General features: G+C 63.1%; 20 protein-coding genes, 1 pseudogene and 1 riboswitch. Of the genes and pseudogenes, 15 read left to right on the forward strand and 6 right to left on the reverse strand.

What is annotated here, in order from left to right:
- Window positions 1–75 precede the first annotated feature (75 nt).
- From H620_RS0120565 to hldE, 3 genes and pseudogenes are all read left to right on the forward strand, one after another.
- Window positions 76–1,247: pseudogene (locus H620_RS0120565) on the forward strand (O-antigen ligase family protein); the annotation flags it as partial.
- An 18-nt stretch (window positions 1,248–1,265) separates the two neighbouring features.
- Window positions 1,266–3,074, forward strand: a complete 1,809-nt coding sequence (msbA, locus tag H620_RS0120570) for a lipid A export permease/ATP-binding protein MsbA (protein WP_023378422.1) — start codon at window positions 1,266–1,268, stop codon at window positions 3,072–3,074.
- 131 nt (window positions 3,075–3,205) lie between these two features.
- The gene (gene hldE / locus H620_RS0120575; RefSeq protein ID WP_023378423.1) at window positions 3,206–4,627 is read left to right on the forward strand and encodes a bifunctional D-glycero-beta-D-manno-heptose-7-phosphate kinase/D-glycero-beta-D-manno-heptose 1-phosphate adenylyltransferase HldE; all 1,422 of its coding nucleotides are present in this window, start codon (window positions 3,206–3,208) and stop codon (window positions 4,625–4,627) included.
- 35 nt (window positions 4,628–4,662) lie between these two features.
- On the opposite strand, the gene H620_RS0120580 is transcribed toward hldE, so the two are convergent.
- The 4 genes from H620_RS0120580 to H620_RS0120595 form a co-directional block, all read right to left on the reverse strand.
- Window positions 4,663–5,625 (reverse strand): hypothetical protein, encoded by a 963-nt coding sequence (locus H620_RS0120580; protein WP_027907952.1) that lies wholly within the window; start codon window positions 5,623–5,625, stop codon window positions 4,663–4,665.
- Window positions 5,626–5,675: 50 nt separating this feature from the next.
- Complete coding sequence (locus H620_RS0120585) at window positions 5,676–6,488, reverse strand: aldo/keto reductase (RefSeq protein WP_023378425.1); 813 nt, start codon at window positions 6,486–6,488, stop codon at window positions 5,676–5,678.
- Window positions 6,485–7,660, reverse strand: a complete 1,176-nt coding sequence (locus H620_RS0120590) for an NAD(P)/FAD-dependent oxidoreductase (RefSeq protein WP_027907953.1) — start codon at window positions 7,658–7,660, stop codon at window positions 6,485–6,487. Before H620_RS0120590 ends, H620_RS0120585 begins: the two co-directional genes overlap by 4 nt.
- A 129-nt stretch (window positions 7,661–7,789) precedes the next feature.
- On the reverse strand, window positions 7,790–8,122 hold the full coding sequence (locus tag H620_RS0120595) for a DMT family transporter (RefSeq protein WP_023378427.1): 333 nt from the start codon (window positions 8,120–8,122) through the stop codon (window positions 7,790–7,792).
- An 86-nt stretch (window positions 8,123–8,208) separates the two neighbouring features.
- Between H620_RS0120595 and H620_RS0120600 the strand changes: the two genes are divergently transcribed.
- Both H620_RS0120600 and waaA read left to right on the forward strand, forming a co-directional pair.
- Window positions 8,209–9,099 carry a LysR family transcriptional regulator gene (locus tag H620_RS0120600; RefSeq protein ID WP_027907954.1) on the forward strand — a complete coding sequence of 297 codons (891 nt, stop codon included), beginning with the start codon at window positions 8,209–8,211 and terminating at the stop codon, window positions 9,097–9,099.
- A 36-nt stretch (window positions 9,100–9,135) separates the two neighbouring features.
- On the forward strand, window positions 9,136–10,407 hold the full coding sequence (gene waaA / locus H620_RS0120605) for a lipid IV(A) 3-deoxy-D-manno-octulosonic acid transferase (protein ID WP_027907955.1): 1,272 nt from the start codon (window positions 9,136–9,138) through the stop codon (window positions 10,405–10,407).
- A 50-nt stretch (window positions 10,408–10,457) separates the two neighbouring features.
- Here waaA and H620_RS0120610 read toward each other — a convergent pair whose 3' ends face one another.
- Window positions 10,458–11,888 (reverse strand): TolC family outer membrane protein, encoded by a 1,431-nt coding sequence (locus H620_RS0120610; protein WP_027907956.1) that lies wholly within the window; start codon window positions 11,886–11,888, stop codon window positions 10,458–10,460.
- Window positions 11,889–12,049: 161 nt separating this feature from the next.
- Window positions 12,050–12,156: riboswitch (TPP riboswitch) on the forward strand.
- 159 nt (window positions 12,157–12,315) lie between these two features.
- Between H620_RS0120610 and thiC the strand changes: the two genes are divergently transcribed.
- Both thiC and cytX read left to right on the forward strand, forming a co-directional pair.
- Window positions 12,316–14,202: a phosphomethylpyrimidine synthase ThiC gene (thiC, locus tag H620_RS0120615; protein ID WP_023378431.1), complete on the forward strand. Its 1,887-nt coding sequence runs from the start codon at window positions 12,316–12,318 to the stop codon at window positions 14,200–14,202.
- A gap of 126 nt (window positions 14,203–14,328) precedes the next feature.
- Window positions 14,329–15,612 carry a putative hydroxymethylpyrimidine transporter CytX gene (gene cytX, locus H620_RS0120620; protein ID WP_027907957.1) on the forward strand — a complete coding sequence of 428 codons (1,284 nt, stop codon included), beginning with the start codon at window positions 14,329–14,331 and terminating at the stop codon, window positions 15,610–15,612.
- On the opposite strand, the gene H620_RS0120625 is transcribed toward cytX, so the two are convergent.
- Window positions 15,581–16,327, reverse strand: coding sequence for an RsiV family protein (locus H620_RS0120625; RefSeq protein ID WP_023378435.1), 747 nt, complete (start codon window positions 16,325–16,327; stop codon window positions 15,581–15,583). The two genes, cytX and H620_RS0120625, sit on opposite strands and share 32 nt — an antisense overlap.
- A gap of 184 nt (window positions 16,328–16,511) precedes the next feature.
- On the opposite strand from H620_RS0120625, the gene H620_RS0120630 reads away from it, so the two are divergent.
- From H620_RS0120630 to parC, 8 genes are all read left to right on the forward strand, one after another.
- A complete protein-coding gene (locus H620_RS0120630; protein WP_023378437.1) occupies window positions 16,512–17,129 on the forward strand; it encodes an NUDIX domain-containing protein in 618 nt (205 codons plus the stop codon).
- On the forward strand, window positions 17,120–17,572 hold the full coding sequence (locus tag H620_RS0120635) for a DUF1249 domain-containing protein (RefSeq protein WP_027907958.1): 453 nt from the start codon (window positions 17,120–17,122) through the stop codon (window positions 17,570–17,572). Before H620_RS0120630 ends, H620_RS0120635 begins: the two co-directional genes overlap by 10 nt.
- A gap of 85 nt (window positions 17,573–17,657) precedes the next feature.
- Entirely contained in the window at window positions 17,658–18,461 is an 804-nt protein-coding gene (gene cpdA / locus H620_RS0120640) for a 3',5'-cyclic-AMP phosphodiesterase (RefSeq protein ID WP_023378440.1), read from the forward strand.
- 176 nt (window positions 18,462–18,637) lie between these two features.
- Entirely contained in the window at window positions 18,638–19,246 is a 609-nt protein-coding gene (locus H620_RS0120645; RefSeq protein WP_023378442.1) for a YqiA/YcfP family alpha/beta fold hydrolase, read from the forward strand.
- Window positions 19,247–19,281: 35 nt separating this feature from the next.
- The gene (gene parE / locus H620_RS0120650) at window positions 19,282–21,186 is read left to right on the forward strand and encodes a DNA topoisomerase IV subunit B (protein WP_027907959.1); all 1,905 of its coding nucleotides are present in this window, start codon (window positions 19,282–19,284) and stop codon (window positions 21,184–21,186) included.
- Window positions 21,183–22,169 carry an esterase-like activity of phytase family protein gene (locus H620_RS0120655; protein ID WP_023378445.1) on the forward strand — a complete coding sequence of 329 codons (987 nt, stop codon included), beginning with the start codon at window positions 21,183–21,185 and terminating at the stop codon, window positions 22,167–22,169. The genes parE and H620_RS0120655 overlap by 4 nt, the downstream gene beginning before the upstream one ends.
- Window positions 22,166–22,684, forward strand: coding sequence for a retropepsin-like aspartic protease family protein (locus H620_RS0120660; protein ID WP_023378447.1), 519 nt, complete (start codon window positions 22,166–22,168; stop codon window positions 22,682–22,684). The genes H620_RS0120655 and H620_RS0120660 overlap by 4 nt, the downstream gene beginning before the upstream one ends.
- Before the next feature lie 10 nt (window positions 22,685–22,694).
- Entirely contained in the window at window positions 22,695–24,953 is a 2,259-nt protein-coding gene (gene parC, locus H620_RS0120665; protein ID WP_023378448.1) for a DNA topoisomerase IV subunit A, read from the forward strand.
- Window positions 24,954–25,104: the final 151 nt, after the last annotated feature.

A 25,104-nucleotide genomic window follows, 5' to 3' on the forward strand; every position in this document is an offset into this window, starting at 1 on the left:
ACAAAATGACCGGCAATAATGCCGAAAATAACGCGTGAGCACCATGTCGGTGTCGGTGATTCACAGGGAGCGCAGATGTTGCATCAGAAAAGCTGGGCGCAGGTCTGGTTGGGTTTCGGTCTGGTCTGGTTCATGGCGGCAATCGCACTGGCACCCAGCAACAAGGTCTACCAGCAGGGTTTGATCCTGTTCCTTTGGTTGCCGACCCTGATCATGGCATGGCCTGCCCGACAGGTGCTGGCCGAGGCCTTTCGGCGTCAGCCCGTATTGTGGTGCAGCGTGCTGTTGCTGCTGGCCTGGGGCGCCATCAGCCTGGCCTGGTCAGCGAACCCTCAAGTGCTGCGTGAAAGCAAGCGCCTGCTGTATATCCTGGTGTTCCTGCTGGCGTTCCCCTTGCTGGCGCAGGCTGGCGAGCCCAGGCTGCGGCGCTTGCTGCAGGCCGGTGGGCTGTTGCTGGCGGTCGCGGCGCTGGTATCGATGATCAACTTCTACGGGGTGCATGGGCTCGCGCTGCGGTCCAGGCTGCAAGGCATCGGCGAGATTTCGCACCCCATCCTGGGTGCCTATGTCATTGGCGCTGGATTGCTGGTGTTGTTGTACGAGGTTCCGCTTCATCGTGGCCTGCAGTTGGCCTGGCTGCTGGCTTTGCTACTGCTGGGGGCATTCGTCGCGTTCAGTCAGAGCCGTGGGGCGATCCTGTCGCTGGTCTTTACCGTGGTGGTTGCGCCGCTGTGGTTCCGTGACCGGTACAGCCGCCTGGTGGCGGCTTTGGCACTGCTGGCCAGTGGCATGGCGTTGTTCTTCATGTACGACCTGCTCACCCTGCGCGGTGCGTCCTATCGGCCCGAGATCTTCCAGGTGGCGTTGCAGATGATCGCCCAGCATCCATGGACCGGCGTGGGGCTGGGGGGTGATTACAACGTGTTTGCAGCGGGCAGGCGCTTCGACCACACCCATAACATGTTCACCCATGTGGCCCTTGAACTGGGGGTGCCGGGGATGTTGCTGTGGATTGCCGTGTGGCTGTCGGCCCTGCGGGAAATCCTGCGTGCCCGGAGCAGCCTGTTCGGCAAGGTGTTGCTCGGCCTTTGGCTATTCTCCACGCTGGCCATGCAATTCGATGCCGCCAGTCTTACCGCTACGCCCCGTGCAGAGTGGTTCATCAGCTGGCTGCCCGTGGGTTTGGCCATGTTGTTACCCTGGGGAGTGCCGAAAATGACGCCTGTGGTAAAATTCGCCGTTCAACCTCAACAGCGAGCTCAATGATGGCCGAAACACCGCGACCTGCGGAGCATACCTCCAGCCTGAAGATCTATTTCCGGCTGCTGAGCTACGTGAAACCTTACGTCGGCATTTTCCTGCTGAGTATCGTGGGTTTCGTTATATTCGCCTCGACCCAGCCAATGTTGGCCGGGATCCTCAAGTATTTCGTCGACGGCCTGAGCAACCCGGAAGCGGTGTTGTTCCCCAATGTACCTTACCTGCGCGACCTGCAATTGCTGCAGGCAGTCCCCTTGCTGATCATTTTGATCGCCGCGTGGCAGGGGCTGGGGTCCTTCCTCGGCAACTACTTCCTGGCCAAGGTTTCCCTGTGCCTGGTGCACGATCTGCGCGTCGAGCTGTTCAACAAGTTGCTGGTGTTGCCTAACCGTTACTTCGACAACCACAACTCGGGGCACCTGATTTCGCGCATCACCTTCAACGTGACCATGGTGACCGGCGCGGCAACCGATGCGATCAAGGTAGTCATCCGTGAAGGCCTTACCGTGGTGTTCCTGTTCGCCTACCTGCTGTGGATGAACTGGCACCTGACCCTGGTGATGGTCGCCATCCTGCCAGTGATCGCGGTCATGGTGAGCGTGGCCAGCAAGAAATTCCGCAAGCAGAGCAAGAAGATCCAGGTGGCCATGGGCGATGTGACCCATGTTGCCTCCGAGACCATCCAGGGCTACCGCGTGGTGCGCAGCTTCGGCGGCGAGGCCTACGAAGAGCGCCGCTTCGGTCGTGCCAGCCAGAGCAACACCGACAAGCAGCTGCGCATGACCAAGACTGGCGCGTTGTACACGCCCATGTTGCAGCTGGTGATCTACACCGCCATGGCTGCCCTGATGTTCCTGGTCCTGTTCCTGCGTGGCGAGTCCACCGCCGGTGACCTGGTGGCTTACATCACCGCGGCAGGCCTGCTGCCCAAGCCGATCCGTCAGCTTTCCGAAGTCAGCTCGACCATCCAGAAAGGCCTCGCAGGTGCGGAAAGCATCTTCGAGCAGCTCGACGAAGAGCCGGAAGTCGACACGGGCACGGTCGAGAAGGCGCGTGTGGACGGCCGTCTTGAAGTTCGGAACCTGAGCTTCACCTATCCAGGGACCGACCGCGAAGTGCTCAGCGACATCAGCTTTGTCGCAGAACCTGGGCAGATGATCGCTCTGGTAGGGCGTTCGGGTAGCGGCAAGTCGACCCTGGCGGCGCTGATTCCGCGCTTCTATCACCATGACAAGGGGCAGATCCTGCTCGATGGCGTGGAGATCGAGAACTACCGCTTGCGCAATCTGCGTCGCCATGTGTCTCAGGTGAACCAGCACGTGACCCTGTTCAACGACACCGTGGCCAACAACATTGCCTACGGCGACCTGGCCGGGGCTCCGCGCGCGGATATCGAAGCCGCAGCCGCCGATGCCTATGCCAAGGAGTTCATCGACCAGCTGCCCAAGGGCTTCGACACCGAGGTCGGCGAGAACGGCGTGCTGTTGTCCGGCGGCCAGCGCCAGCGCCTGGCCATTGCTCGTGCGCTGCTCAAGAACGCGCCATTGCTCATTCTCGATGAGGCGACTTCGGCGCTGGATACCGAGTCCGAACGGCATATCCAGGCGGCACTGGACCATGTGATGCAAGGTCGTACCACGCTGGTGATCGCCCACCGATTGTCTACCATCGAAAAGGCAGACCAGATTCTGGTGATGGACCAGGGGCGTTTGGTGGAGCGCGGCACCCATGCCGAGCTGCTCGCAGCCAATGGCTATTATGCCCGCTTGCACGCCATGGGCCTGGACGAGCCCGAAAAGGCCGACATCACCTGAAACACCCTGTGTCGGGGCCCTTGTGGCCCCGATTGTCACCGGAATTTTCCAGGGCCTGATCTGGCCGTAAAGCCGTCGTCCACCCTGTGCTAATATCCTGCCCCTGTTCATTTTTTCATTTTGGGTTGCCCATGAAGTTGTCCATGCCGCGTTTCGATCAAGCCCCGGTACTGGTGGTCGGCGATGTCATGCTTGACCGCTACTGGCATGGCGGTACTTCGCGTATCTCGCCGGAAGCGCCAGTGCCGGTGGTCAAGGTCGATCAGATCGAGGATCGTCCCGGCGGTGCGGCCAACGTTGCCTTGAACATCGCGGCGCTCGGCGCGCCTGCGTTGCTGGTCGGTGTCACCGGCCAGGACGAGGCCGCCGACAGCCTGGCCAACAGCCTGCATGCCGCTGGCGTGCGTTCGGTGTTCCAGCGCATTGCGCACCAGCCGACCATCGTCAAGCTTCGGGTCATGAGCCGTCACCAGCAGCTGCTGCGTATCGACTTCGAAGAACCCTTCGCCACCGACCCGCTGTCGCTGGGCGCTGAGGTCGACAACCTGCTCGAAGGCGTCAAGGTGTTGGTGCTATCCGACTACGGCAAAGGCGCTTTGCGCAATCACCAAAGCCTGATCCAGGCGGCGCGGGCCAAAGGCATTCCGGTGCTGGCCGACCCCAAGGGCAAGGACTTTTCCATCTACCGTGGCGCGAGCCTGATTACCCCGAACCTCAGCGAGTTCGAAACCATCGTCGGCCGCTGCGCCGATGAGACCGAACTGGTCGCCAAAGGGCTGCAACTGTTGCAGGACCTGGACCTGGGAGCACTGCTGGTGACCCGTGGCGAGCACGGCATGACCTTGCTGCGTGCGGGTCAGCCAGCCCTTCACCTGCCCGCGCGTGCCCGTGAAGTGTTCGATGTCACCGGTGCCGGCGACACCGTGATTTCCACCCTGGCGGCCGCCATCGCTGCTGGCGAGGACCTGCCCCACGCGGTGGCGCTGGCCAACCTGGCGGCCGGTATCGTGGTCGGCAAGCTGGGTACTGCGGCCATCAGCGCGCCTGAATTGCGCCGGGCGATTCAGCGCGAGGAGGGCTCCGAGCGCGGTGTGCTGGGCCTGGAGCAGTTGTTGCTGGCTATCGACGATGCCCGCGCGCACAAAGAGAAGATCGTCTTCACCAACGGTTGCTTCGACATCCTGCATGCCGGCCATGTCACCTACCTGGAGCAGGCAAGGGCCCAGGGCGATCGCCTGATCGTCGCGGTCAATGACGATGCTTCGGTCAGCCGTCTGAAAGGCCCTGGGCGGCCGATCAATAGCGTCGACCGGCGCATGGCCGTGCTGGCAGGCCTGGGTGCGGTGGACTGGGTGATCAGCTTCCCTGAGAGTACGCCGGAGAACCTGCTGAGCCAGGTCAAGCCGGATGTGCTGGTCAAAGGCGGTGACTACGGCATCGACCAGGTAGTGGGCGCTGATATCGTCAAGGCTTACGGCGGTACCGTGAAGGTGCTGGGGCTGGTCGAGAACAGCTCGACCACGGCGATCGTCGAGAAAATCCGCAAGCACTGAAATAGGTTAGAGGGGCCGCTTCGCGGCCCCACGCGTTACTTGTGCAACGAGGTTCGCGCCCGCGCCAGCAACGCCCGTGCCTTTTCACCGAACCGGCGCAAGTGCGAGCCGGTATTGCTATCGGCCAACCCCTGCTGTTTCAGCCAATCCTTCCAGCGTATCCGCTCTTCCTTGACGACCCATCCTGTCTGGTTGGCGAAACTCTCCGCCAGGTAAAGCCCTCGTGTGCTGGCCGGCACCAGTTCGTCTTTCTTCAGGGTGTACAGCTCGGCCAGCGGTTGGCCGTCTTTCAGGGGCATCAGGTACAGGTCAGGCCGTTTGCGGTTGAGTCGCGCCACCAGCTGGTCACCCTCCAGCCGCTCATCGACGTGAAACAGGCTGAGTTTCTTGGCGTCCCGGGGTACCTGCAGGCGCATGTCGTAGATCAACTGCAACGAGGCGGTGGGCAAATGCACATAGGCCCTGGGCCGCTCCAGTAGCATCAGGTTGCCGCAATGCACAGGGCGAGCGGCGCCGGATTCCGGTGTGAGGATGAAGGGCAAGGTTTCACGATAATGCAAGGCAGCGGCATAGGGCGCGGGTAGCCAGGTGTCGTTGAAGCGTCCCCCCAGCCAGCCTTCCGGGGTTTCCAGCAAGCATTCCTCGGCCACCTCCTGCACTGCCGTGTGCAGGGGCAGGTTGAGCTCTTGTGCGGGGACATATCCGGATATCAGTTTCAGCACCACATCGCCCCGGTCCTGGCGGCGCTGGCGCACCAGCACCCAGTAGTCGCGGTGCTGCCAGTGTAGGGTCAGGCGTACCGAGACGCCCAGGTTGGCTAGCTCGACCACGAAACGCTGGTCGTCCGGCAGCTCGATGGCCTTGCGCCGCTGCTGGGTCTGAGCGAAGTTCAGCGGCATGCCGATGCTCTGGTAGATCAGGCCTTCGGGCGTCGCTTCGACATGCAGGGGCAGTGTCTTGAAGTTGCTTGGGTTCTTGCGAATCAGCGTACGCGGCACGAGGCTCCTCCTTGCGTCGGATCAGTCTCCAGACCTTGGGCCCAGACGGCTCAGTGCTGGCTCAGGATGCGGGCGACAGTGGCCACGTTGTGGGCCAGATGCAACGGATTGATGGTGCCGACGATAGCACTGCTCACACCAGGGTGGGAGAACAGCAGCTCGAAGCTGGCTTGCACCGGGTCGACACCAGGGGCCAGGCAGATGTGCCCGCTGGCCAGGGCCTTCTTCACCAGAATGGCTTTGCCATGTTCGGCAGCGTAGTCCAGGACCGGGCGCTCTGCCTGCTCGTTGAGGTTGTAGGTGACCATGGCGCAATCGCCGGTTTCCAGCGCCTTCAGGCCGCCGGCGACCGTCTTGCCGGAAAAGCCGAAGCCCAGGATCTTGCCCTCTTGCTTGAGCTCGGCAAGGGTCTGATAGACCTCCTGCTGCTCGAGAATGGCCAGGTCATTGCCGTCCGAGTGCACCAGCACCAGTTCGATGCGGTCGGTTTCCAGGCGGCGCAGGCTGCGCTCAACCGAGCGGCGGGTATGGGCGGCGCTGAAATCGAAGTGCGACTGGCCGTTCTCGAATTCCTCGCCGACCTTGCTGACGATCACCCATTGCTCGCGCTGGCCGCGCAGCAGTGGGCCCAGACGTTCTTCGCTGCGGCCATAGGCCGGTGCGGTGTCGATCAGGTTGATACCCAGCTCGCGGGCCTGGGCCAGCAGCAGGCGTGCTTCGTCATCGTCTGGAATGGTGAAGCCGTTCGGGTATTTGACGCCCTGGTCGCGGCCGAGCTTGACCGTTCCCAGGCCCAAGGGCGACACCTTGAAGCCGGTGCTGCCCAGCGGGCGGTGAATGTCGTGCAGGGTAGGCAGGGTCATGGCAGCAGTTGCTCCCAGGCCGGTACGCCCAGCGCCGGGCGCGGAAGGTTATCGAGGGCGGGTTGAGCGCTTGGGCGAATGCCATCGCGATCGAGACTTGCCAGTACCCGATCACTGAAGTCGGGGGCCAATGCCAGTTTGGTCGGCCAGCCGACCAGCAGACGCTGCTGGTCGGCCAGGAAGGCATTGTCCGGGCGTACCAGGCCAGATTGCGCGGGTTCGGCGCGATCCACACGCAAGGTCGCCCATTTCAGTAGCGTCTGGTCTACCCATGGCAGCAGGTGAGCGATTTCCTTTTGCGCCGCGGCGATCTGCGCGGCTGGGTCGCGGGCTACGCCATCGGCTTCGGCCAGGTCGCCACCCATGTACCACACCCACTGGCCATCGGCTGCCGGGTGAGTGGTGATCGTCACCCGTGGCTTCGGGCCGCCGCCCAGGCAGTGGGCGTAGAGGGGTTTGAGGTTCGGCCCTTTGGCCATGACCATGTGCAGCGGCCGCAACTGCATCGCTGGCTGGTTGAGGCCGAGGGCCTGCAACAGCGCCTCGGTACCGCCACCTGCACTGAGGACGATGCGCTGGGCGCGGATTTCACGGCCATCGACGCGCAAGCCGACCAGCGCTTGGCCTTCACGCAAGGGTTCGATCTGCTCGCCCGCCAGCAGACTGTCACCGGCCAGCTCGGCCAGGTTGGCAAGCAGGCTGGGGACGTCGATCACCAGTTCGGCCAGGCGATAGACCTTGCCCTTGAACGCGCGGTCTTGAAGGGCAGGCGGCAGTTGCTCGCCCTTGACCTGGTCTACCCGGCCACGCACTGCCTTGCTGGCGAAAAAGCTGGTGAGGTTGCCGGCCAGGGTGCCGGGGGACCACAGGTAGTGCGCATCGGACAGCAGGCGGGTCTTGTCCAGCGCCAGCTCGCCGGTGCCGGCCAAGGCTTCGCGCCAACGTCGCGGCATGTCGGCGATGGCTTCCGAGGCGCCGGTCAGGGCGCCGTGCAGGGCGTACTTGGTGCCGCCATGGATGATGCCTTGCGATTTGATGGTCTGCTCACCGCCCAGGCTGGCACGCTCCACCAGCACTGTCGAATAGCCCAGTCTGCGCAGACGAGCATTGAGCCAGAGGCCTGCGACCCCGGCGCCGACGATCAATACGTCAGTGGAAATGGCAGATGGCATGGCGGTACCTCGGAGACTGGGACAGCTGGCAAGTATACAGGCTTACCTTGTCATGACCCTATCGCTGCGCTATCCGCCTCCTTCAACGACCGCGGCCGGCTTGCCGGGGAGGCCGAACACCCAGGCGACTCAGTGTCCGGCAGTCTTCGAAAACAGCTGGATCACTACCACGCCCCCGACGATCATCGCCATCCCCAGCATTGCCGGTACATCCAGCTTCTGCCCGTAGATCACCAGCGCTGCCACGCTGATCAGCACGATGCCCAGCCCAGACCAGATCGCGTAGGCAATGCCCACCGGTATGCTGCGCACCACCAGGGTCAGCATCCAGAAGGCGATGGCGTAGCCACACACCATCAGCAACAGCGGCAGCGGCGTGCTCAAGCCCTTGACCGCTTTCATGGAGGCGGTGGCGATGACTTCGGCGCAGATGGCGATGGCCAGGTAGGTGTAGGCATTCATGGTGGTTTCCTCCGGTTTCTGCCGGGCATTTTAGGCATGTGCTGGATGGGGTAAAGTCATTACCTATCAGTATTGGAGATAGGTTGATGGCAGAGCAGTGGAATCTCGAGCAACTGCGCGTGTTCGTGCGTGTCGCCGAACTGCGGTCCTTTTCCGCGGTGGCCCGGGAGCAGCGCCGGGCGCAGTCGGCGGTCAGCAGTGCCATCGCAATGCTCGAAACGGACTTGGGTGTGACCTTGTTCGAGCGCAGCAGCGGTCGTCAGCCCAAGTTGACGGAAAACGGCGTGGCCTTGCTGGAGGATGCCCGCGAGCTGTTGCGCCAGTGCGAGCGCCTGGACGGCCGTGCGCTGGCGTTGATGCGTGGGCAGGAGGCGCTGTTGCGGGTTGCTCAGGACGAGGCCATGCCCTATCAGCCGGTGATCGACAGCCTTGACGAGTTGGCCAGCCGTTTTCCCTTCCTGGAAGTGCAGTTGGCCAGCGGCGCCCAAGGGGATGTGGCACGCAAGCTGGTGGAACGGCGCGCCGACCTGGGGTTGTTCTTCCATCACGAAAGCATCCCCAGTTCGCTGGAGCGGCGCGCCCTGGGCAGCGTGGAAATGGTCACTGTCTGCGCGGTCGGGCATCCGCTCGCCAAGGAGCTACGGGTCACCCGCCAGCAATTGGCGCGGCATCGACAGTTGTTGATCACCCCCCAGCAGAGCGGCTACCCGGGTGGCGAAGCGATCAGTCCGCAGATCTGGCGTGCGGACAGCTTCTATGCCATGGCCGAACTGCTGATGCGCGGCCTCGGCTGGGCCTGGTTGCCACAGCATGTGGTGCAGTATCCGACCTATCAGACACAGATGGTCGAGTTGGACAGCGAATGGCGACCACCTGCTTTGGTGGCGGAGCTTGCCTGGCGGCGCGACGAGCCCTTGGGACCGGCGGCGCAATGGCTGGCCGAGCGCTTCGCGGTGCACCTGCGCGCGATCGGCTAGCCATTTTCCAGATGGTTCCTAGTACACTTCGCCACCATGAACAGAACCCTTTATTCCTTGTTGTTTCACCTGGGCCTGCCGCTGGTCGCGCTACGCCTGTTCCTGCGTGCCCGCAAGGCGCCGGCCTACGGCCAGCGCATCGCTGAGCGCTTTGCCCTGAACCTTCCGGCCATGCGCCAAGGGGGGATCTGGGTGCATGCGGTGTCGGTAGGCGAGAGCATTGCCGCCGCACCCATGGTTCGCGCCCTGCTCAAGGCCTACCCGGACCTGCCGATCACCCTCACCTGCATGACCCCGACTGGATCGGAGCGCATCCGCGCGATGTTCGGCGACGAGCCGCGCATCCAGCATTGCTACCTGCCCTATGACCTGCCGTGGGCGGCGGGGCGCTTTCTGGACCATGTGCGTCCACGTCTGGGCATCATCATGGAAACCGAACTTTGGCCCAATCACATTCACCAGTGCGCCAAGCGCGGCATTCCCGTGGCCTTGGCCAATGCACGGCTATCCGAACGGTCGGCCCGTGGCTACGCACGGTTTGCTGGCCTGACCCGGCCGATGCTCACCGAGATGAACCTCATCGCGGTGCAAACCGAAACCGAAGCCCAGCGATTCCGTGACCTGGGCGCACGGCCTGAATGCGTGAAGGTGACCGGCTCGATCAAGTTCGACTTGAAGATCGACGAGCAACTGCAGCCTCGGGCGCAGGCATTGCGCGGGCAGTGGGGGGGCGACCAGCGCCCGGTGTGGATCGCCGCCAGTACCCACGAAGGCGAAGACGCCCTGATCTTGCAGGCGCACCGCCAGTTGCTGCAGGTACATGGCGACGCGCTGCTGATTCTGGTGCCTCGCCACCCTGAGCGCTTCAATGCCGTGCATGCCCTGTGCCGTGAGCAGTTCACTACTGTGCGCCGCTCCTCGGGTGGTGCCGTCGACAGCCAGACCCAGGTGCTGCTGGGCGACACCATGGGTGAGTTGCTGTTCCTCTATGCGCTGGCCGATATCGCCTTCGTCGGCGGCAGTCTTGTCGCCACCGGCGGTCATAACCCGTTAGAGCCAGCGGCGCTGTCGTTGCCGGTGATCATGGGCCCACATGTGTTCAACTTCCTCGAGATCAGCGCGATGTTGCGAGACGCAGGGGCGTTGCAGCAGGTGGATGATGTCGAAGGGCTGGCGGCGGCAGTACGTCGGCTGGTCGAGCTGCCTCAGGATGCCCAGCGCATGGGGGCGGCGGGCAAGCAGGTGATGTTGGCGAACCAGGGGGCGTTGCAGCGGTTGCTGGATGGGCTTGGGGCGTTGATTGGCTGAAATCCGAGCAGGCATCATCGCCGGCACGCCGGCGATGATGCAGCACCGACCTACGGCCTGCGCTCGAAATTCTTCGCCGCCGCCGCTGCCAAATCCGGTGGCAGGAAGTCCTTGTCCGGGTTGTAGTCTGGCTTCAGATACCGCTTGAGGTCCTGCAGGTCCTGCGGGCTCAAGGTTCCGGCAGCCTGTTTCAGGCTCAGGTTGTCGAGAATGTAGTCATACCGGCTGTTGTTGTAGTCGCGCACCGAGGTATACAGCTGGCGCTGGGCGTCGAGCACGTCGACGATGTTGCGGGTACCGACCTGGTAGCCGATCTCGGTGGCTTCGAGCGCGCTCTGGTTGGAAATGATCGACTGCTTGCGCGCCTGGACCTGTTCCACGTCGGTGTTGACCGCGCGGTGCAGGTTACGGGTGTTTTCCACCACTTGGCGGCGCAGGCTTTCGCGCTGCTGCTCGCTCTGGCTCAGGCGCTGGTAGGCCTCGCGTACCTGTGAGCTGGTCAGACCGCCGCTGTAGATCGGGATGTTCAGTTGCAGGCCGATGCTGGTTTGCTCAACGTCGCCGGCATAGCGCACGTTTGGCTGCGGGTTGCTGAATCCGAGGCTGTCGTTATCGCCCTTCTGGTAGCGAGCTACCGCATCGACCGTGGGCGCATGGCCGGCCTTGCGCTGGCGCAAGGTCTCTTCAGCGGCGGTGACGGCATAGTTGGTGGCCAGAAGGTTGAGGTTCTGGCGAGCAGCGGTTTCGACCCAGGCCTTGGCATCATTGGGCGTGGGCACCTGCACCGGCAGGGTGTGGACCACGCCCTGGATCGAGGCGTATTCGCGATTGGTCAGGGTCACCAGGGCCTCGAAGGCATCCTGGACCTGGCGTTCGGCAATGATCCGGTTGGCCCGGGCAGTGTCGTAGCTGGCTTGCGATTGCAGGACGTCGGTCTTGTCGGAGAGGCCCACGTCGAAACGTTCGTTGGACTGATCCAGCTGGCGCTTGAACGCCGCCTCCTCGGCCTTGGTGGCAGCCAGGTTGTCTTGGGCGCGGAGTACGGCGAAATAGTTCTGCGCGGTTTGCAGGATCAGGTTCTGCTCGGTGGCCGACAGCTCAAGCGCCGCCTGTTCATTGACAGACTCGGCTGCCTTCAACTGGAACCAGCGGTCGGCGCGGAAAATCGGTTGCGAGAGGGTCGCGCTCCACGAATTGCCGCTGCGGTTGGAGGTGATCGATGGCTCATCGAACTTGGTGCGGGTGTTCATCATTTCGGCACCTGCCGACAGGTTCGGCAGCAACCCGGCCCTGGCCTGGGGCACCACCTCGCGACGGGCGCCGTAGTCGGCGCGGGCCGCAGCCAGGTCGGCGTTGTTATCGACCGCTTCCTGGTAGACGCTGACCAGATCGGTCTTTACCGTTGCGGGCACATCCGCTGCCCAGACCACTCCGTTGGACGCACAAGACACGGCTATCGCCAGTGAGAGTTTGCGCAGCATAGAGGCAATCCTTGTACGAAATTTAATTACTGAACTGTTGAGTATCGAAAGACCGGCCAGTGTAGTGCCATGTGCAGCTGGCAACAATCGTCGACGGTGCCTTTCATCATCCGTGCGTTTTAGTCGCTTGGCTTTGCCGACCACTCCAGTCTAGACTGCGCATGTTCTTGTCGGGGTGCCTTGAAGCAAAGGCTGAGATCGGAAAGTTCCGGATCCCGTTGAACCTGATCAGGTTAGCGCCTGCGTAGGGAACAAGATTGCTCGCCTTCCCGGGGAGCCTCTTGTGCCAGGTCCGGGAATGTCACAGCTCGCGTAGCTCAAGGCACCTCCATGTACCGGCACTGCACACCCGTCCAGGGGGTGCGTCCGCGTCTTTCAGGTTCACCCCGACATTCCGTCCGCAAGGAAGACGTCTGGAGAGCCTGTGATGAGTAAACAAGAAAAAACGATCAACCTCAGCGAGTCGGCACAAGTCGACCAGCAGTCCGTGCAACCCTTCCCGCGTTCGCGCAAGGTGTACGTCGAAGGTTCGCGCCCGGACATCCGCGTGCCCATGCGCGAGATCAGCCTGCACGACACCCCCACCGATTTTGGCGGCGAGACCAACGCACCGGTGCTGGTCTATGACACCTCCGGCCCCTACACCGACCCCAATGTCGTCATTGACGTGCGCAAAGGCTTGGCCGATGTTCGTTCGTCCTGGATCGATGCCCGTGGCGACACCCTGCGCCTGGACGGGCTGAGCTCTGATTTCGGCCAGCAGCGCCTGAACGATGCCGAGCTGGCCAAGCTGCGCTTCGCCCATGTGCGCAATCCGCGTCGCGCCAAGCCTGGTGCCAACGTCACGCAGATGCACTACGCCCGCCAGGGCATCATCACCGCCGAGATGGAATACGTTGCCATCCGCGAAAACATGAAGCTGCAGGAAGCCCGCGCCGCCGGCCTGCTGAACCAGCAGCACGCTGGCCACAGCTTCGGTGCCAGCATCCCGAAGGAAATCACACCCGAGTTCGTTCGCGAGGAAATCGCTCGCGGCCGCGCGATCATCCCGGCCAACATCAACCACCCGGAACTGGAGCCGATGATCATCGGCCGCAACTTCCTGGTGAAGATCAATGGCAACATCGGCAACAGTGCCCTGGGTTCCTCCATCGAGGAAGAAGTGGCCAAACTGACCTGGGGTATCCGCTGGGGCTCGGATACCGTCATGGACCTGTCCACCGGCAAGCACATCCATGAAACCCGCGAGTGGATCATCCGCAACTCGCCGGTGCCGATCGGCACGGTGCCGATCTACCAGGCCCTGGAAAAGGTCAATGGTATCGCTGAGGACCTGACCTGGGAGTTGTTCCGCGACACCCTGATCGAACAGGCCGAGCAGGGCGTTGACTACTTCACCATCCATGCTGGCGTACTGCTGCGCTACGTGCCGCTGACCGCCAAGCGGGTTACCGGCATCGTCAGCCGTGGCGGCTCGATCATGGCCAAGTGGTGTCTGGCGCATCACAAGGAAAACTTCCTGTACACGCACTTCGACGAGATCTGCGAAATCATGAAGGCCTACGACGTCAGCTTCTCGCTGGGCGATGGTCTGCGCCCAGGCTCGATCGCCGACGCCAATGACGCCGCCCAGTTCGGTGAACTGGAAACCCTCGGCGAGCTGACCAAGATCGCCTGGAAACACGACGTGCAGTGCATGATCGAAGGTCCTGGCCATGTGCCGATGCAGTTGATCAAAGAGAACATGGACAAGCAGCTGGAGTGCTGTGACGAGGCGCCGTTCTACACCCTCGGTCCGCTGACGACCGACATCGCCCCAGGCTACGACCACATCACCTCTGGCATTGGTGCGGCGATGATCGGTTGGTTCGGTTGCGCCATGCTTTGCTATGTAACCCCCAAGGAGCACCTGGGCCTGCCGAACAAGGATGACGTCAAGACCGGCATCATCACCTACAAGATCGCCGCCCATGCGGCCGACCTTGCCAAAGGCCACCCTGGCGCGCAAATTCGTGACAACGCTTTGTCCAAGGCACGCTTCGAATTCCGTTGGGAAGACCAGTTCAACCTCGGTCTGGACCCGGACACTGCCCGCGCGTTCCACGACGAGACCCTGCCGAAGGAGTCGGCCAAGGTCGCCCACTTCTGCTCGATGTGCGGGCCGAAGTTCTGTTCGATGAAGATCACCCAGGAAGTACGTGAATATGCCGCCAACCAGCGTATCGACTCGGTCGATGTGTCGGTTGAGGAGGGCATGCGCGAGCAGGCCGAGCGGTTCCGCCAGGAAGGTAGCCAGCTCTACAAAAAGGTGTAAGTAGACCTTGGGGCCGCTTTGCAGCCCTTTCGCGACACAAGGCCGCTCCCCCTTAGATCGCGTGATCTTTGTGGGAGCGGCCTTGTGCCGCGCCAACCCCAACAACAAATCCGGCGAGCTACAAGCATGACCACCCCCAGCCACTTCTCCGCGGACCACCCGGTCCCCTCCAGCCACCGCCTGTTCGGTGCCCGCGACCTGTTCGCACTCTGGTTCTCCCTCGGCATCGGCCTGATGGTCCTGCAGGTCGGTGCCATGCTTGCCCCCGGCCTGGGGCTGGCGGGAGCCGTTCTGGCCATCGCCCTCGGCACAGGCGTGGGCGTGCTGTTGCTCGGGGCCGCTGGCGTCATCGGCAGCGACACCGGCCTGCCCGCCATGGGCACCCTGCGCTTGAGCCTGGGCCGCCATGGCGCCCGACTGCCGGCAGTGCTCAACCTGCTGCAACTGGTTGGTTGGGGCGCGTTCGAGATCATCGTCATGCGCGATGCCGCCAGCCTGCTCGGCGCACGCGCCTTCGGCGAGGACAGCCTGTGGAACAGCCCGATGCTGTGGACGGTGTGTTTCGGTGCCATGGCGACCTTGCTTGCGGTCAGCGGGCCGCTGGCTTTCGTACGCAAGATTCTGCGCAAATGGGGTATCTGGGTGTTGATGGCCGCCTGCCTGTGGCTGACCTGGAACCTGTTCGCCAAGGCCGACCTGGCCGAGCTGTGGGCACGTGCCGGTGACGGTTCGATGTCGCTGGCCGTAGGCTTTGACATCGTCATCGCCATGCCGCTGTCCTGGTTGCCGCTGATTGCCGACTACTCGCGTTTCGCCAGCAGTGCCAAGCGCGTCTTCGGCGGTACCGTGCTGGGTTACTTCATCGGCAACACCTGGCTGATGAGCCTGGGCGTGGCCTACACCCTGGCCTTTGCGTCGAGTGGCGAGGCCAATGCCCTGCTGTTGGCCCTGGCTGGCGCGGGTATCGGTATCCCGCTGTTGCTGATCCTGCTGGACGAGTCGGAGAAGGCGTTCGCCGATATCCACTCCGCTGCAGTCTCGACCAGCGTGCTGGTGCGCTTCAAAGTCGAGCACTTGGCCCTGGCCATCGGCGTGGTGTGCACCCTCATCGCGCTGCTGGCGCCGCTGGCCCAGTACGAGAACTTCCTGCTGCTGATCGGTTCTGTGTTCGCGCCGCTGTTCGGCGTGGTGCTGATGGACCACTTCGTGATCCGCCGCCGCCGCGCGCCAGCGTTGGTCGAAGGGCTGCACTGGCAAGCGCTGGTGGCCTGGGTGGTGGGTGTTGCCGCTTATCACACGATTGCCGCGCAGGCCCCTGAGTTTGGCGCGACCCTGCCAGCACTGGTACTGGCAGGTGGGCTGCATGCGCTACTGAGCGTCAGCCGCGGCCGGGAAACAGTTCGGGCTTGAGCACGCCATTGAGGCGTGGGTACGGGATCTTCAGCTCGACGTGGCCCATGGAATAGGGCGCGATGGAATAGACTTCGTACTTCACCACTACCGCGCCGTACGTCAGGGCGATGTGCGGCGACTTCTTGAACGGCCAGGTCTTCACGAACTCGGCATCCTTGTCCATGCCAACGCTGATCAGCCAAGCGCGGTGGGACTCTTCGACGGTCTTCCAGAAGGTGTCTTCCTGGCCGGGCACCAGCATGTCCTGCAAGGTCAGCACTTTGTCCAGCTTGCGCGAGTAGTTGATGAAGCCGCGTCCTGGCATGCCATGTGCACCGCCGCTGTCCAGGTAGCTGGACAGTTCGATGATCACCAGTCCGTCATGCTGCTCGCGTACCTTGGCCTGCAGGTAGCTGCTATTGCGCTTGTCGGCGCTGGCCAGGTAGTGCTGTTCGTAGGCCTGCAGCGAGGCAGGCGCGGTGCCACGCTGGTTATCTTCGGTCAGTTGCAGCAGGCGTTGCTCGACGATGCCGTCGAGCTTGGGCAGCGCCGGGAAGTGGATGGTGTCGATGTTCACCAGCGGGCAGTCGCTTTCGGTGCAACCAGGTTTTACATGCTCCCAGGCGTCGCGCTTGACCTCCAGCGGAGCCCGGTAGTTGGGTGCGAACACGCTTTGGCAGGCACCAAGCGCCAGTGCCAGCACGGCCACGGAAGTCAGTTTGACCAGTGTCATGATGATCCTTGCAGAACAGGAAAAGTCGCCCTTTGACCGTCGGCGCGGCCTTCAGTTCGCCACTAAGCTAACAGAGAGAAGGCCTGCTGTCCCGAGTGGGCGAACGGTTGCCAGAAAGGGATGAAACAGGCTGGCGTGCAGAGTAGGATGGCGCGATGCGGTAAATGAGGTCATGAGGATTTCCATGTCAGACACGTTCAATTCGGTGCCCAAGGCGGTCGAGATCGTCAAGCGGGTCAATTGCTTCCAGGGTTTCTACAAGCTCGACAAGGTGCACCTGCGCCACGAGCTGTTCGCTGGAGGCATGGGCCGCGAGATCAGTCGCGAACTGTTCGTGCGGCATGACGCGGTCTGTGTGCTGCCCTACGACCCGTTGCGCGATGAGGTGGTGCTGATCGAGCAGTTTCGCGTGGGCGCCATGGACAAGGTCGCCAACCCGTGGCTGATCGAGATGGTGGCGGGGCTGATCGACAAGGACGAGCAGCCAGAAGAAGTCGCCCATCGCGAGGCTGAAGAGGAAGCAGGGCTTACCTTCAGCGCGCTGTGGCCAATGACCCGCTACTTCCCGTCTCCGGGCGGTAGCGATGAGTACGTTCATCTGTTCCTCGGTCGTTGCAGCAGCGAAGGCGCCGGTGGCCTGCATGGCCTGGAAGAAGAGGGCGAGGACATTCGTGTTCGCGTGTGGTCATTCGAAGATGCCCTGCAAGCGGTACGTGACGGGCGTATCTGCAATGCCGCGACCATAATCGGGTTGCAGTGGCTGGCGTTGAATCGAGACGAAGTACGAGGTATGTGGAAGTGAACCTGTTGCGTGAGCGTTATCGGGTAGATCTGGCCGGGCTGCAGGCAGCCTGTGAGGCCAACTATGCCCGGCTCATGCGCTTGCTGCCAGACATGCGCACCACCCAGAGTTCGCGCCGCATCGGCATGACCCAGGGCGACCAGATGCTTGGCGTACTGGTGCTCGACGTGGTGCTGGCATGCCCCTATACCACCACCTTGCGCGTACGCCAGGAGCACAGCCTGCCCTGGCTGCCGGTGCCGCACCTGGAGGTGCAGGTGTATCACGATGCGCGCATGGCCGAGGTGGTCAGTGCCGAGCACGCCCGACGCCTGCGCAGCATCTACCCGTACCCCAATGCCGCCATGCACCAGCCGGACGAAAAAGCCCAGCTCAATCTGTTCCTGGGCGAATGGCTGAGTCACTGCCTGGCCTGTGGTCACGAACTGGCAAGTGTGCGCTGAAATGTGACGCGGGTTGGTTTCGAGTATTTGCTCGAAAGCCTTCCGCCGCCATAATCCGTGCAATATCCGTTCGAGGAGACGGCCGTTGCCGCACCCAGACTCCCTACCGGCACCCATTCATGTGGTGCAACTGACCGACGCCCACCTGTTCGCCGACCCGGCTGGTTCGCTGCTGGGCTTGAGGACTCGGGACAGCCTGCGCCACGTGATTGCCCAGGTGCGCCGTGAGCAGCCGCGCATCGACTTGCTGCTGTGCACAGGTGACCTATCCCAGGACGCCAGCGTGGCTTCCTACCAGGCTTTTCGAGCGCTCACCGCTGAGTTCGGTGCGCCGTCCCGCTGGTTGCCAGGCAATCATGACGAAGCCCGGGTGATGGCCGAGGTAGCGCCGGAGCAGACGCAGGCCGTGACCGATATCGGCGCCTGGCGCATCGTGATGCTCGATTCGGCAGTCGTCGGCGCAACCCACGGCTTGCTGGCAGATCAGCAACTGGCCACGCTGGACGCAGCGCTGGCAGGTGCCGGCGAGCGCCACTGCCTGGTGTGCTGCCACCATCAGCCGGTGGACATCGGTTGCGCCTGGATCGCCCCGATCGGCCTGCGTAACGCCGATGTACTGCTGCAGCGCCTGCTACGTTATCCACAGGTGAAGGCGTTGCTGTGGGGGCATGTTCACCAAGAGTGGGATGAAGTGCGCGATGGGCTGCGTTTGCTGGCCACACCCTCGACCTGCATCCAATTCGCAGCGCGCAGCGAAGAGTTCAAGGTGAGTGAGGAACAGCCAGGGTATCGCTGGTTGCGTCTGCATGCCGACGGACGGTTGGAGACCGGCGTGGAGCGGGCGCTGGATTTCGAAGTGAAGCTCGACTTCGACAGCCCCGGCTACTGAGGTGAACGCCCGTCGACGCGCCCTGGTGTCGCCAGCGGGCCACATCGCGGCCGATGCTTGATTGAAGATTGTGTTGCGAAATTCCCGATCCAGCGCCAAAACCCGGCGAACACGCTACACTGCGCGTCCCTGCGCCCACTCCGATCGGGCGCGAAGCCACAGATTCCGGGGGCAGCATGTCGGGTTCCATCCTCTATATCCATGGCTTCAACAGCTCGCCGCTTTCAACCAAGGCGCGGCAGCTGGAGGCCGTCATGCAGCAGTTGGGGCTGTCCGACCACGTGCGCATACCCGCTTTGCACCATCATCCGCGCCAGGCCATCGCCCAGCTCGAAGCGGCCATCGCCGAACTGGGCAAGCCCCTGCTGGTAGGCAGTTCGCTCGGCGGCTACTATGCCACCCATCTGGCCGAGCGCCATGGCCTCAAGGCCTTGCTGGTCAACCCAGCGGTTACCCCGCACAAGCTGTTCGACGGCTACCTGGGTACCCAGCGCAACTTCTACACCGATGAAACCTGGGAGCTGACCCTGGATCATGTGCAGGCCCTGGCCGAACTGGAAGTGCCGGCGCCCACGGACCCAAGCCGCTATCAAGTGTGGCTGCAGACCGCCGATGAAACCCTGGACTACCGCCACGCCGAGCGCTATTACCGCGCGTGCGCCCTGCGTATCCAGGCCGGAGGCGATCACGGCTTCCAAGGCTTTGCCCAGCGGTTGCCGGCTTTGCTGGCGTTTGCCGGTATTGCCCGAGGGCAGTACGCAGCGCTCGATTTTTCTGTATTTTGATCTTTTTGCATTCACCAGACTGACGACGAGAACCCATGGCCAATCCCAGCGCTAGCGCCTATAACGCAGACGCCATCGAAGTCCTCTCGGGCCTTGACCCGGTCCGTAAGCGGCCGGGCATGTACACCGATACCAGCCGGCCGAACCACCTGGCTCAGGAAGTCATCGACAACAGTGTCGACGAAGCCTTGGCCGGCCACGCCCGTTCGGTGCAGGTGATCCTCCACGCCGACCACTCGCTGGAAGTCAGCGACGATGGCCGCGGCATGCCGGTGGACATCCACCCTGAAGAAGGCGTGTCGGGGGTCGAGCTGATCCTGACCAAGCTGCACGCAGGCGGCAAGTTCTCCAACAAGAACTACCAGTTCTCCGGCGGCCTGCATGGTGTCGGTATTTCCGTGGTCAACGCCCTGTCGACCCAGGTGCGTGTGCGCGTCAAGCGCGACGGCAACGAATACCAGATGACCTTCGCCGACGGCTTCAAGGCCAGCGAGCTGGAAGTGGTCGGTACGGTGGGCAAGCGCAACACCGGTACCAGCGTGTACTTCAGCCCCGACCCGAAGTATTTCGATTCGCCGAAGTTTTCCATCAGCCGCCTCAAGCATGTGCTCAAGGCCAAGGCCGTGTTGTGCCCGGGCCTGCTGGTCAGCTTCGAGGACAAGTCCACGGGCGAGAAAGTCGAGTGGCATTACGAGGACGGCCTGCGTTCTTACCTGGTCGACTCGGTCAGCGAGTTCCAGCGCCTGCCCGATGAGCCGTTTTGTGGCAGCCTGGCGGGCAACAAGGAAGCCGTCGACTGGGCACTGTTGTGGTTGCCTGAGGGCGGTGACAGTGTTCAGGAAAGCTACGTCAACCTGATTCCCACCGCCCAGGGCGGTACCCACGTCAATGGCCTGCGCCAGGGCCTGCTCGACGCCATGCGCGAGTTCTGCGAGTTCCGTAACCTGCTGCCACGGGGTGTGAAGCTGGCGCCGGAAGATGTCTGGGAGCGCATCACCTTCGTCCTGTCGATGAAGATGCAGGAACCCCAGTTTTCCGGTCAGACCAAGGAGCGCTTGTCCTCCCGCGAGGCGGCGGCGTTCGTCTCGGGCGTGGTCAAGGACGCGTTCAGCCTGTGGCTCAACGCCCACCCCGAGATGGGTATGCAACTGGCGGAGCTTGCCATCAGTAACGCCGGCCGCCGCCTCAAAGCCAGCAAGAAGGTCGAGCGCAAGCGCGTGACCCAGGGCCCGGCGCTGCCTGGCAAACTGGCGGACTGCGCAGGTCAGGACCCGATGCGGGCCGAGCTTTTCCTGGTCGAGGGTGATTCGGCCGGTGGCTCGGCCAAGCAGGCGCGCGACAAGGAGTTCCAGGCGATCCTGCCGCTGCGCGGCAAGATCCTCAACACCTGGGAAGTGGACGGTGGCGAAGTCCTGGCCAGCCAGGAAGTGCACAACATCGCCGTTGCCATCGGCGTCGATCCGGGTGCCGCGGACCTGTCGCAGCTGCGTTACGGCAAGATCTGCATCCTCGCCGACGCCGACTCCGACGGCCTGCACATCGCAACCTTGTTGTGTGCCCTGTTTGTGCAGCACTTCCGGCCGCTGGTCGAGGCCGGCCACGTCTATGTGGCGATGCCGCCGCTGTACCGCATCGACCTGGGCAAGGAAATCTACTACGCCCTCGACGAGGCTGAGCGCGACGGTATTCTCGACCGCCTGGTGGCCGAGAAGAAGCGTGGCAAGCCGCAGGTCACCCGATTCAAGGGCCTGGGTGAAATGAACCCGCCGCAGCTGCGCGAGACCACTATGGATCCGAACACCCGGCGCCTGGTCCAACTGACCCTGGATGATCTGCAGGGCACCACCGAAATCATGGACATGCTGTTGGCCAAGAAGCGTGCCGGTGACCGCAAGAGCTGGCTGGAAACCAAAGGTAACCTGGCCGAGGTCCTGGTTTGATTCGTCTGCTGTTCGCGGCCTGCCTTGCGTTGGTTGCCCTGCCGAGCCTGGCGGGCAACTGGCCGGAGCTCAAGCTCACCGCAGAGCACCCGATCGAGGGCATGCGTGGTGGCAACCTGTCCGGTCTGGCCTTTTGCCGCGGCGGCTTATGGGGCGTGTCCGACCGGGATGACGACCGCATCTACCGCTTCGACCAGCAAGGTGCAGTCTGGCGTGCCCAGCCGCTGACCTTCACGCCGCCGCCCGTGCCGGAAAGCGGCTTGCCCTGGGGGCTGAAGTCGCGCAACTGGGCGGCTTCGTACATTCGCGGTGGCGAATTGGACTACGAAGGCATTACCTGCGATCAGGCAGGCAATATCTTCCTGGTCAGCGAGGCCCACGCGGCGGTGCTGCAGTTGCCCGTCGACGGGGAGCCAGTCTGGTTGAAGATCGACCCTGCGATGATTCGCCAGGCCCGTGCCAGTGGCATGCTGCTGAACTTCAATGCCTTGTTCGAAGGACTGGCGATCAACCCGGCGGGCGACCGCCTGTGGTTGGCAGCAGAGCGTGAGCGCCGGGGCCTGGTGGCGGTGCAGCGCCAGCAGTCGGTCTGGACCTGCGAGCGCAGTTGCGTGCTGCTCAGCGAGGCCGGTGTCGAGATGCAGCCCGCACAGATGCCTAACCCGCAAGCGTTATCGCGAGACTTTTCCGATCTGGCCTGGTTCGACGGCAAGCTATTCACGCTCGAGCGCAACGCCTACCGCATCTGCCGTCGCGATGCCGGTACGGGCACGGTCGAGCGTTGCTGGTCGTTCGCCGCCGATGCCCTGGTGGAGGGGCGCCGGTATGATCAGCCGTTCGGTCTGGCCGAGGCCTTGGTAATCGATGCGAAAGGGGCCTGGGTCGGCCTGGACAACAACAACGGCGACCGTGCCGACGGTGAAACGCGCCCGATCGTCTGGCGCTTCGCTGCGCCCGAAGGTGGTTGGAGTGCCAAGCCATGAGCCAGCCACCGGGAAAGCGCGCGGGCAAGGTCCTGATGTTCGTCGCCTGGGTGGCGGCGCTGTTTCTGGCCACGCGTTTTTTTGGTGATTGGGAAGCCCGTGAACACAATCCGAACGTGCACGTGCAGTCCGAGCATGGCGAAGGTTTCATCGAGGTGCGCTTGCTGAGCAATGGCCAGGGCCATTTCGTCGCGGACGGCGCGATCAATGGCCAGGGGGTGCATTTCATGCTCGACACTGGCGCTACGGATGTGGCGATACCCGAAACGCTGGCCCGCGACCTGGACCTGGAGCGGGGCAGCCCGGTGACCCTGAGCACCGCCAACGGTCGCACCGAGGGCTATCGGACTCGCCTGGACAGCCTGCAGTTGGGCGATATCCGCCTGCAAGGCGTGCGCGCACTGGTGGTGCCCGGTCTGGATGGCCAGACGGTACTGCTGGGCATGAGCGCGCTGAAACAACTTGAATTTACCCAGCGCGGCGGCACCATGCTGCTGCGCCAGAACCTGAAATGACGAGGCCCGCATGAGCGACTCACTGGAACTCAGCCTCGACGGCGTCGAACGCCGCTCGCTGGCTGACTTCACCGAACAGGCCTACCTCAACTATTCCATGTACGTGATCATGGACCGGGCCCTGCCGCATATCGGCGACGGCCTGAAGCCGGTGCAGCGACGCATCGTCTACGCCATGAGCGAGTTGGGGCTCGATGCCGACGCCAAGCACAAGAAATCCGCCCGTACCGTCGGTGACGTGCTCGGCAAGTTCCACCCCCACGGCGACTCGGCCTGCTACGAAGCGATGGTGTTGATGGCGCAGCCGTTCAGCTACCGCTACACCCTGGTCGATGGCCAGGGTAACTGGGGTGCGCCGGATGATCCGAAGTCGTTCGCCGCGATGCGTTACACCGAGGCGCGCCTGTCGCGTTACTCCGAAGTGCTGCTCAGCGAGCTGGGCCAAGGTACGGTGGACTGGGTGCCGAACTTCGACGGTACCTTGCAGGAGCCGGCGGTGCTGCCGGCGCGCCTGCCGAACATCCTGCTCAACGGCACCACGGGTATCGCCGTGGGCATGGCGACCGACGTGCCGCCGCACAACCTGCGCGAGGTGGCCAGCGCCTGTGTGCGCCTGCTCGACGAGCCCAAGGCCACCATCGAGCAACTGTGCGAGCATATCCAGGGCCCGGATTACCCGACCGAAGCCGAAATCGTCACGCCGCGTGCCGAGATCCTCAAGATCTACGAAAGTGGCCGCGGCTCGATCCGCATGCGTGCGGTCTATCGCGTCGAAGACGGCGATATCGTGGTCACCGCGCTGCCGCATCAGGTCTCCGGTGCCAAGGTGCTGGAGCAGATCGCCGCGCAGATGCAGGCAAAGAAGCTGCCGATGGTTGCCGACCTGCGCGATGAGTCGGACCACGAGAACCCTTGCCGTATCGTCATCATCCCGCGTTCCAACCGTGTGGATGCCGCCGAACTGATGCAGCACCTGTTCGCTACCACTGATCTGGAAAGCAGTTATCGGGTCAACGTCAACATCATTGGTCTGGATGGCCGTCCGCAGCTCAAGAATCTGCGTGCGCTGTTGCTGGAGTGGCTGGAATACCGCATCGGTACTGTCCGCCGCCGCCTGCAGCACCGTCTGGAAAAGGTCGAGAAGCGCCTGCACCTGTTGGAGGGTTTGCTCACCGCGTTCCTCAACCTGGACGAAGTGATCCACATCATCCGCACCGAGGACCAGCCCAAGCAGGCCCTGATCGCGCGTTTCGACCTGACTGAAATCCAGGCCGAGTACATCCTTGAAACCCGCTTGCGCCAGCTGGCTCGCCTGGAAGAAATGAAAATCCGTGGCGAGCAGGACGAGTTGCTCAAGGAACAGGCCAAGCTGCTCGCGCTGCTTGGCAGCGATGCGAAACTGCGCAAGCTGGTGCGCAGCGAGCTGATCAAGGACGCTGAAACCTACGGCGACGACCGCCGTTCGCCGATCGTCGAGCGCGCAGAGGCCAAGGCGCTGTCGGAAAATGAGCTGATGCCGACTGAGCCTGTGACCGTGGTGTTGTCGGAAAAGGGCTGGGTACGCTGCGCCAAAGGCCACGATATCGATGCCACCGGGCTTTCGTACAAGGCGGGCGACGGCTTCAAGGCGGCGGCTGCTGGTCGCTCCAACCAGTTTGCCGTGCTCATCGACTCGACCGGCCGCAGCTATTCGCTGGCTGCGCACACCCTGCCTTCGGCACGGGGCCAGGGTGAGCCACTGACCGGTCGTCTGACACCGCCGCCAGGTGCCACCTTCGAGTGCGTGCTATTGCCGGACGACGATGCGCTCTACGTGGTGGCTTCGGACGCCGGTTACGGCTTCGTGGTCAAGGGCGAGGACCTGCAGGCGAAGAACAAGGCCGGCAAGGGCCTGCTGAGCCTGCCAAACGGTGCCAAGGTGATGACTCCGCGCCCGGTGGCCAACCGTGAGCAGGACTGGCTGGCCGCGGTGACGAGCGAAGGGCGCCTGCTGGTGTTCAAGGTTGCCGACCTGCCGCAGTTGGCCAAGGGCAAGGGCAACAAGATCATTGGCGTGCCCGGTGATCGAGTGGCCAGCCGTGAAGAATTTGTCACAGATTTGGCCGTCATCGCCGAGGGAGCGACTCTTGTGTTGCAAGCTGGCAAGCGTACCCTATCCCTGAAACCAGATGACCTTGAGCACTACAAGGGTGAGCGGGGCCGACGCGGTAGTAAGCTGCCACGCGGGTTCCAGCGGGTAGACGGGTTGCAGGTGGAAGTCCCGGCATAAGCGAGTAGTCTGTCTGGAACGGCAATTTCAGCGTCGTTCCAGGCAGAAATGCTGGAGTCGGGCCAATATTTCGCGGATGATAGTGCCCTTGTGGTGCCGGCGTGGCCGAGTACCCGATTGAATCTACATGAGTATCACTGCGGTTTGCCTG

It is taken from the genome of Pseudomonas taiwanensis DSM 21245, from assembly GCF_000425785.1.
Classification (GTDB): Bacteria; Pseudomonadota; Gammaproteobacteria; order Pseudomonadales; family Pseudomonadaceae; genus Aquipseudomonas; species Aquipseudomonas taiwanensis.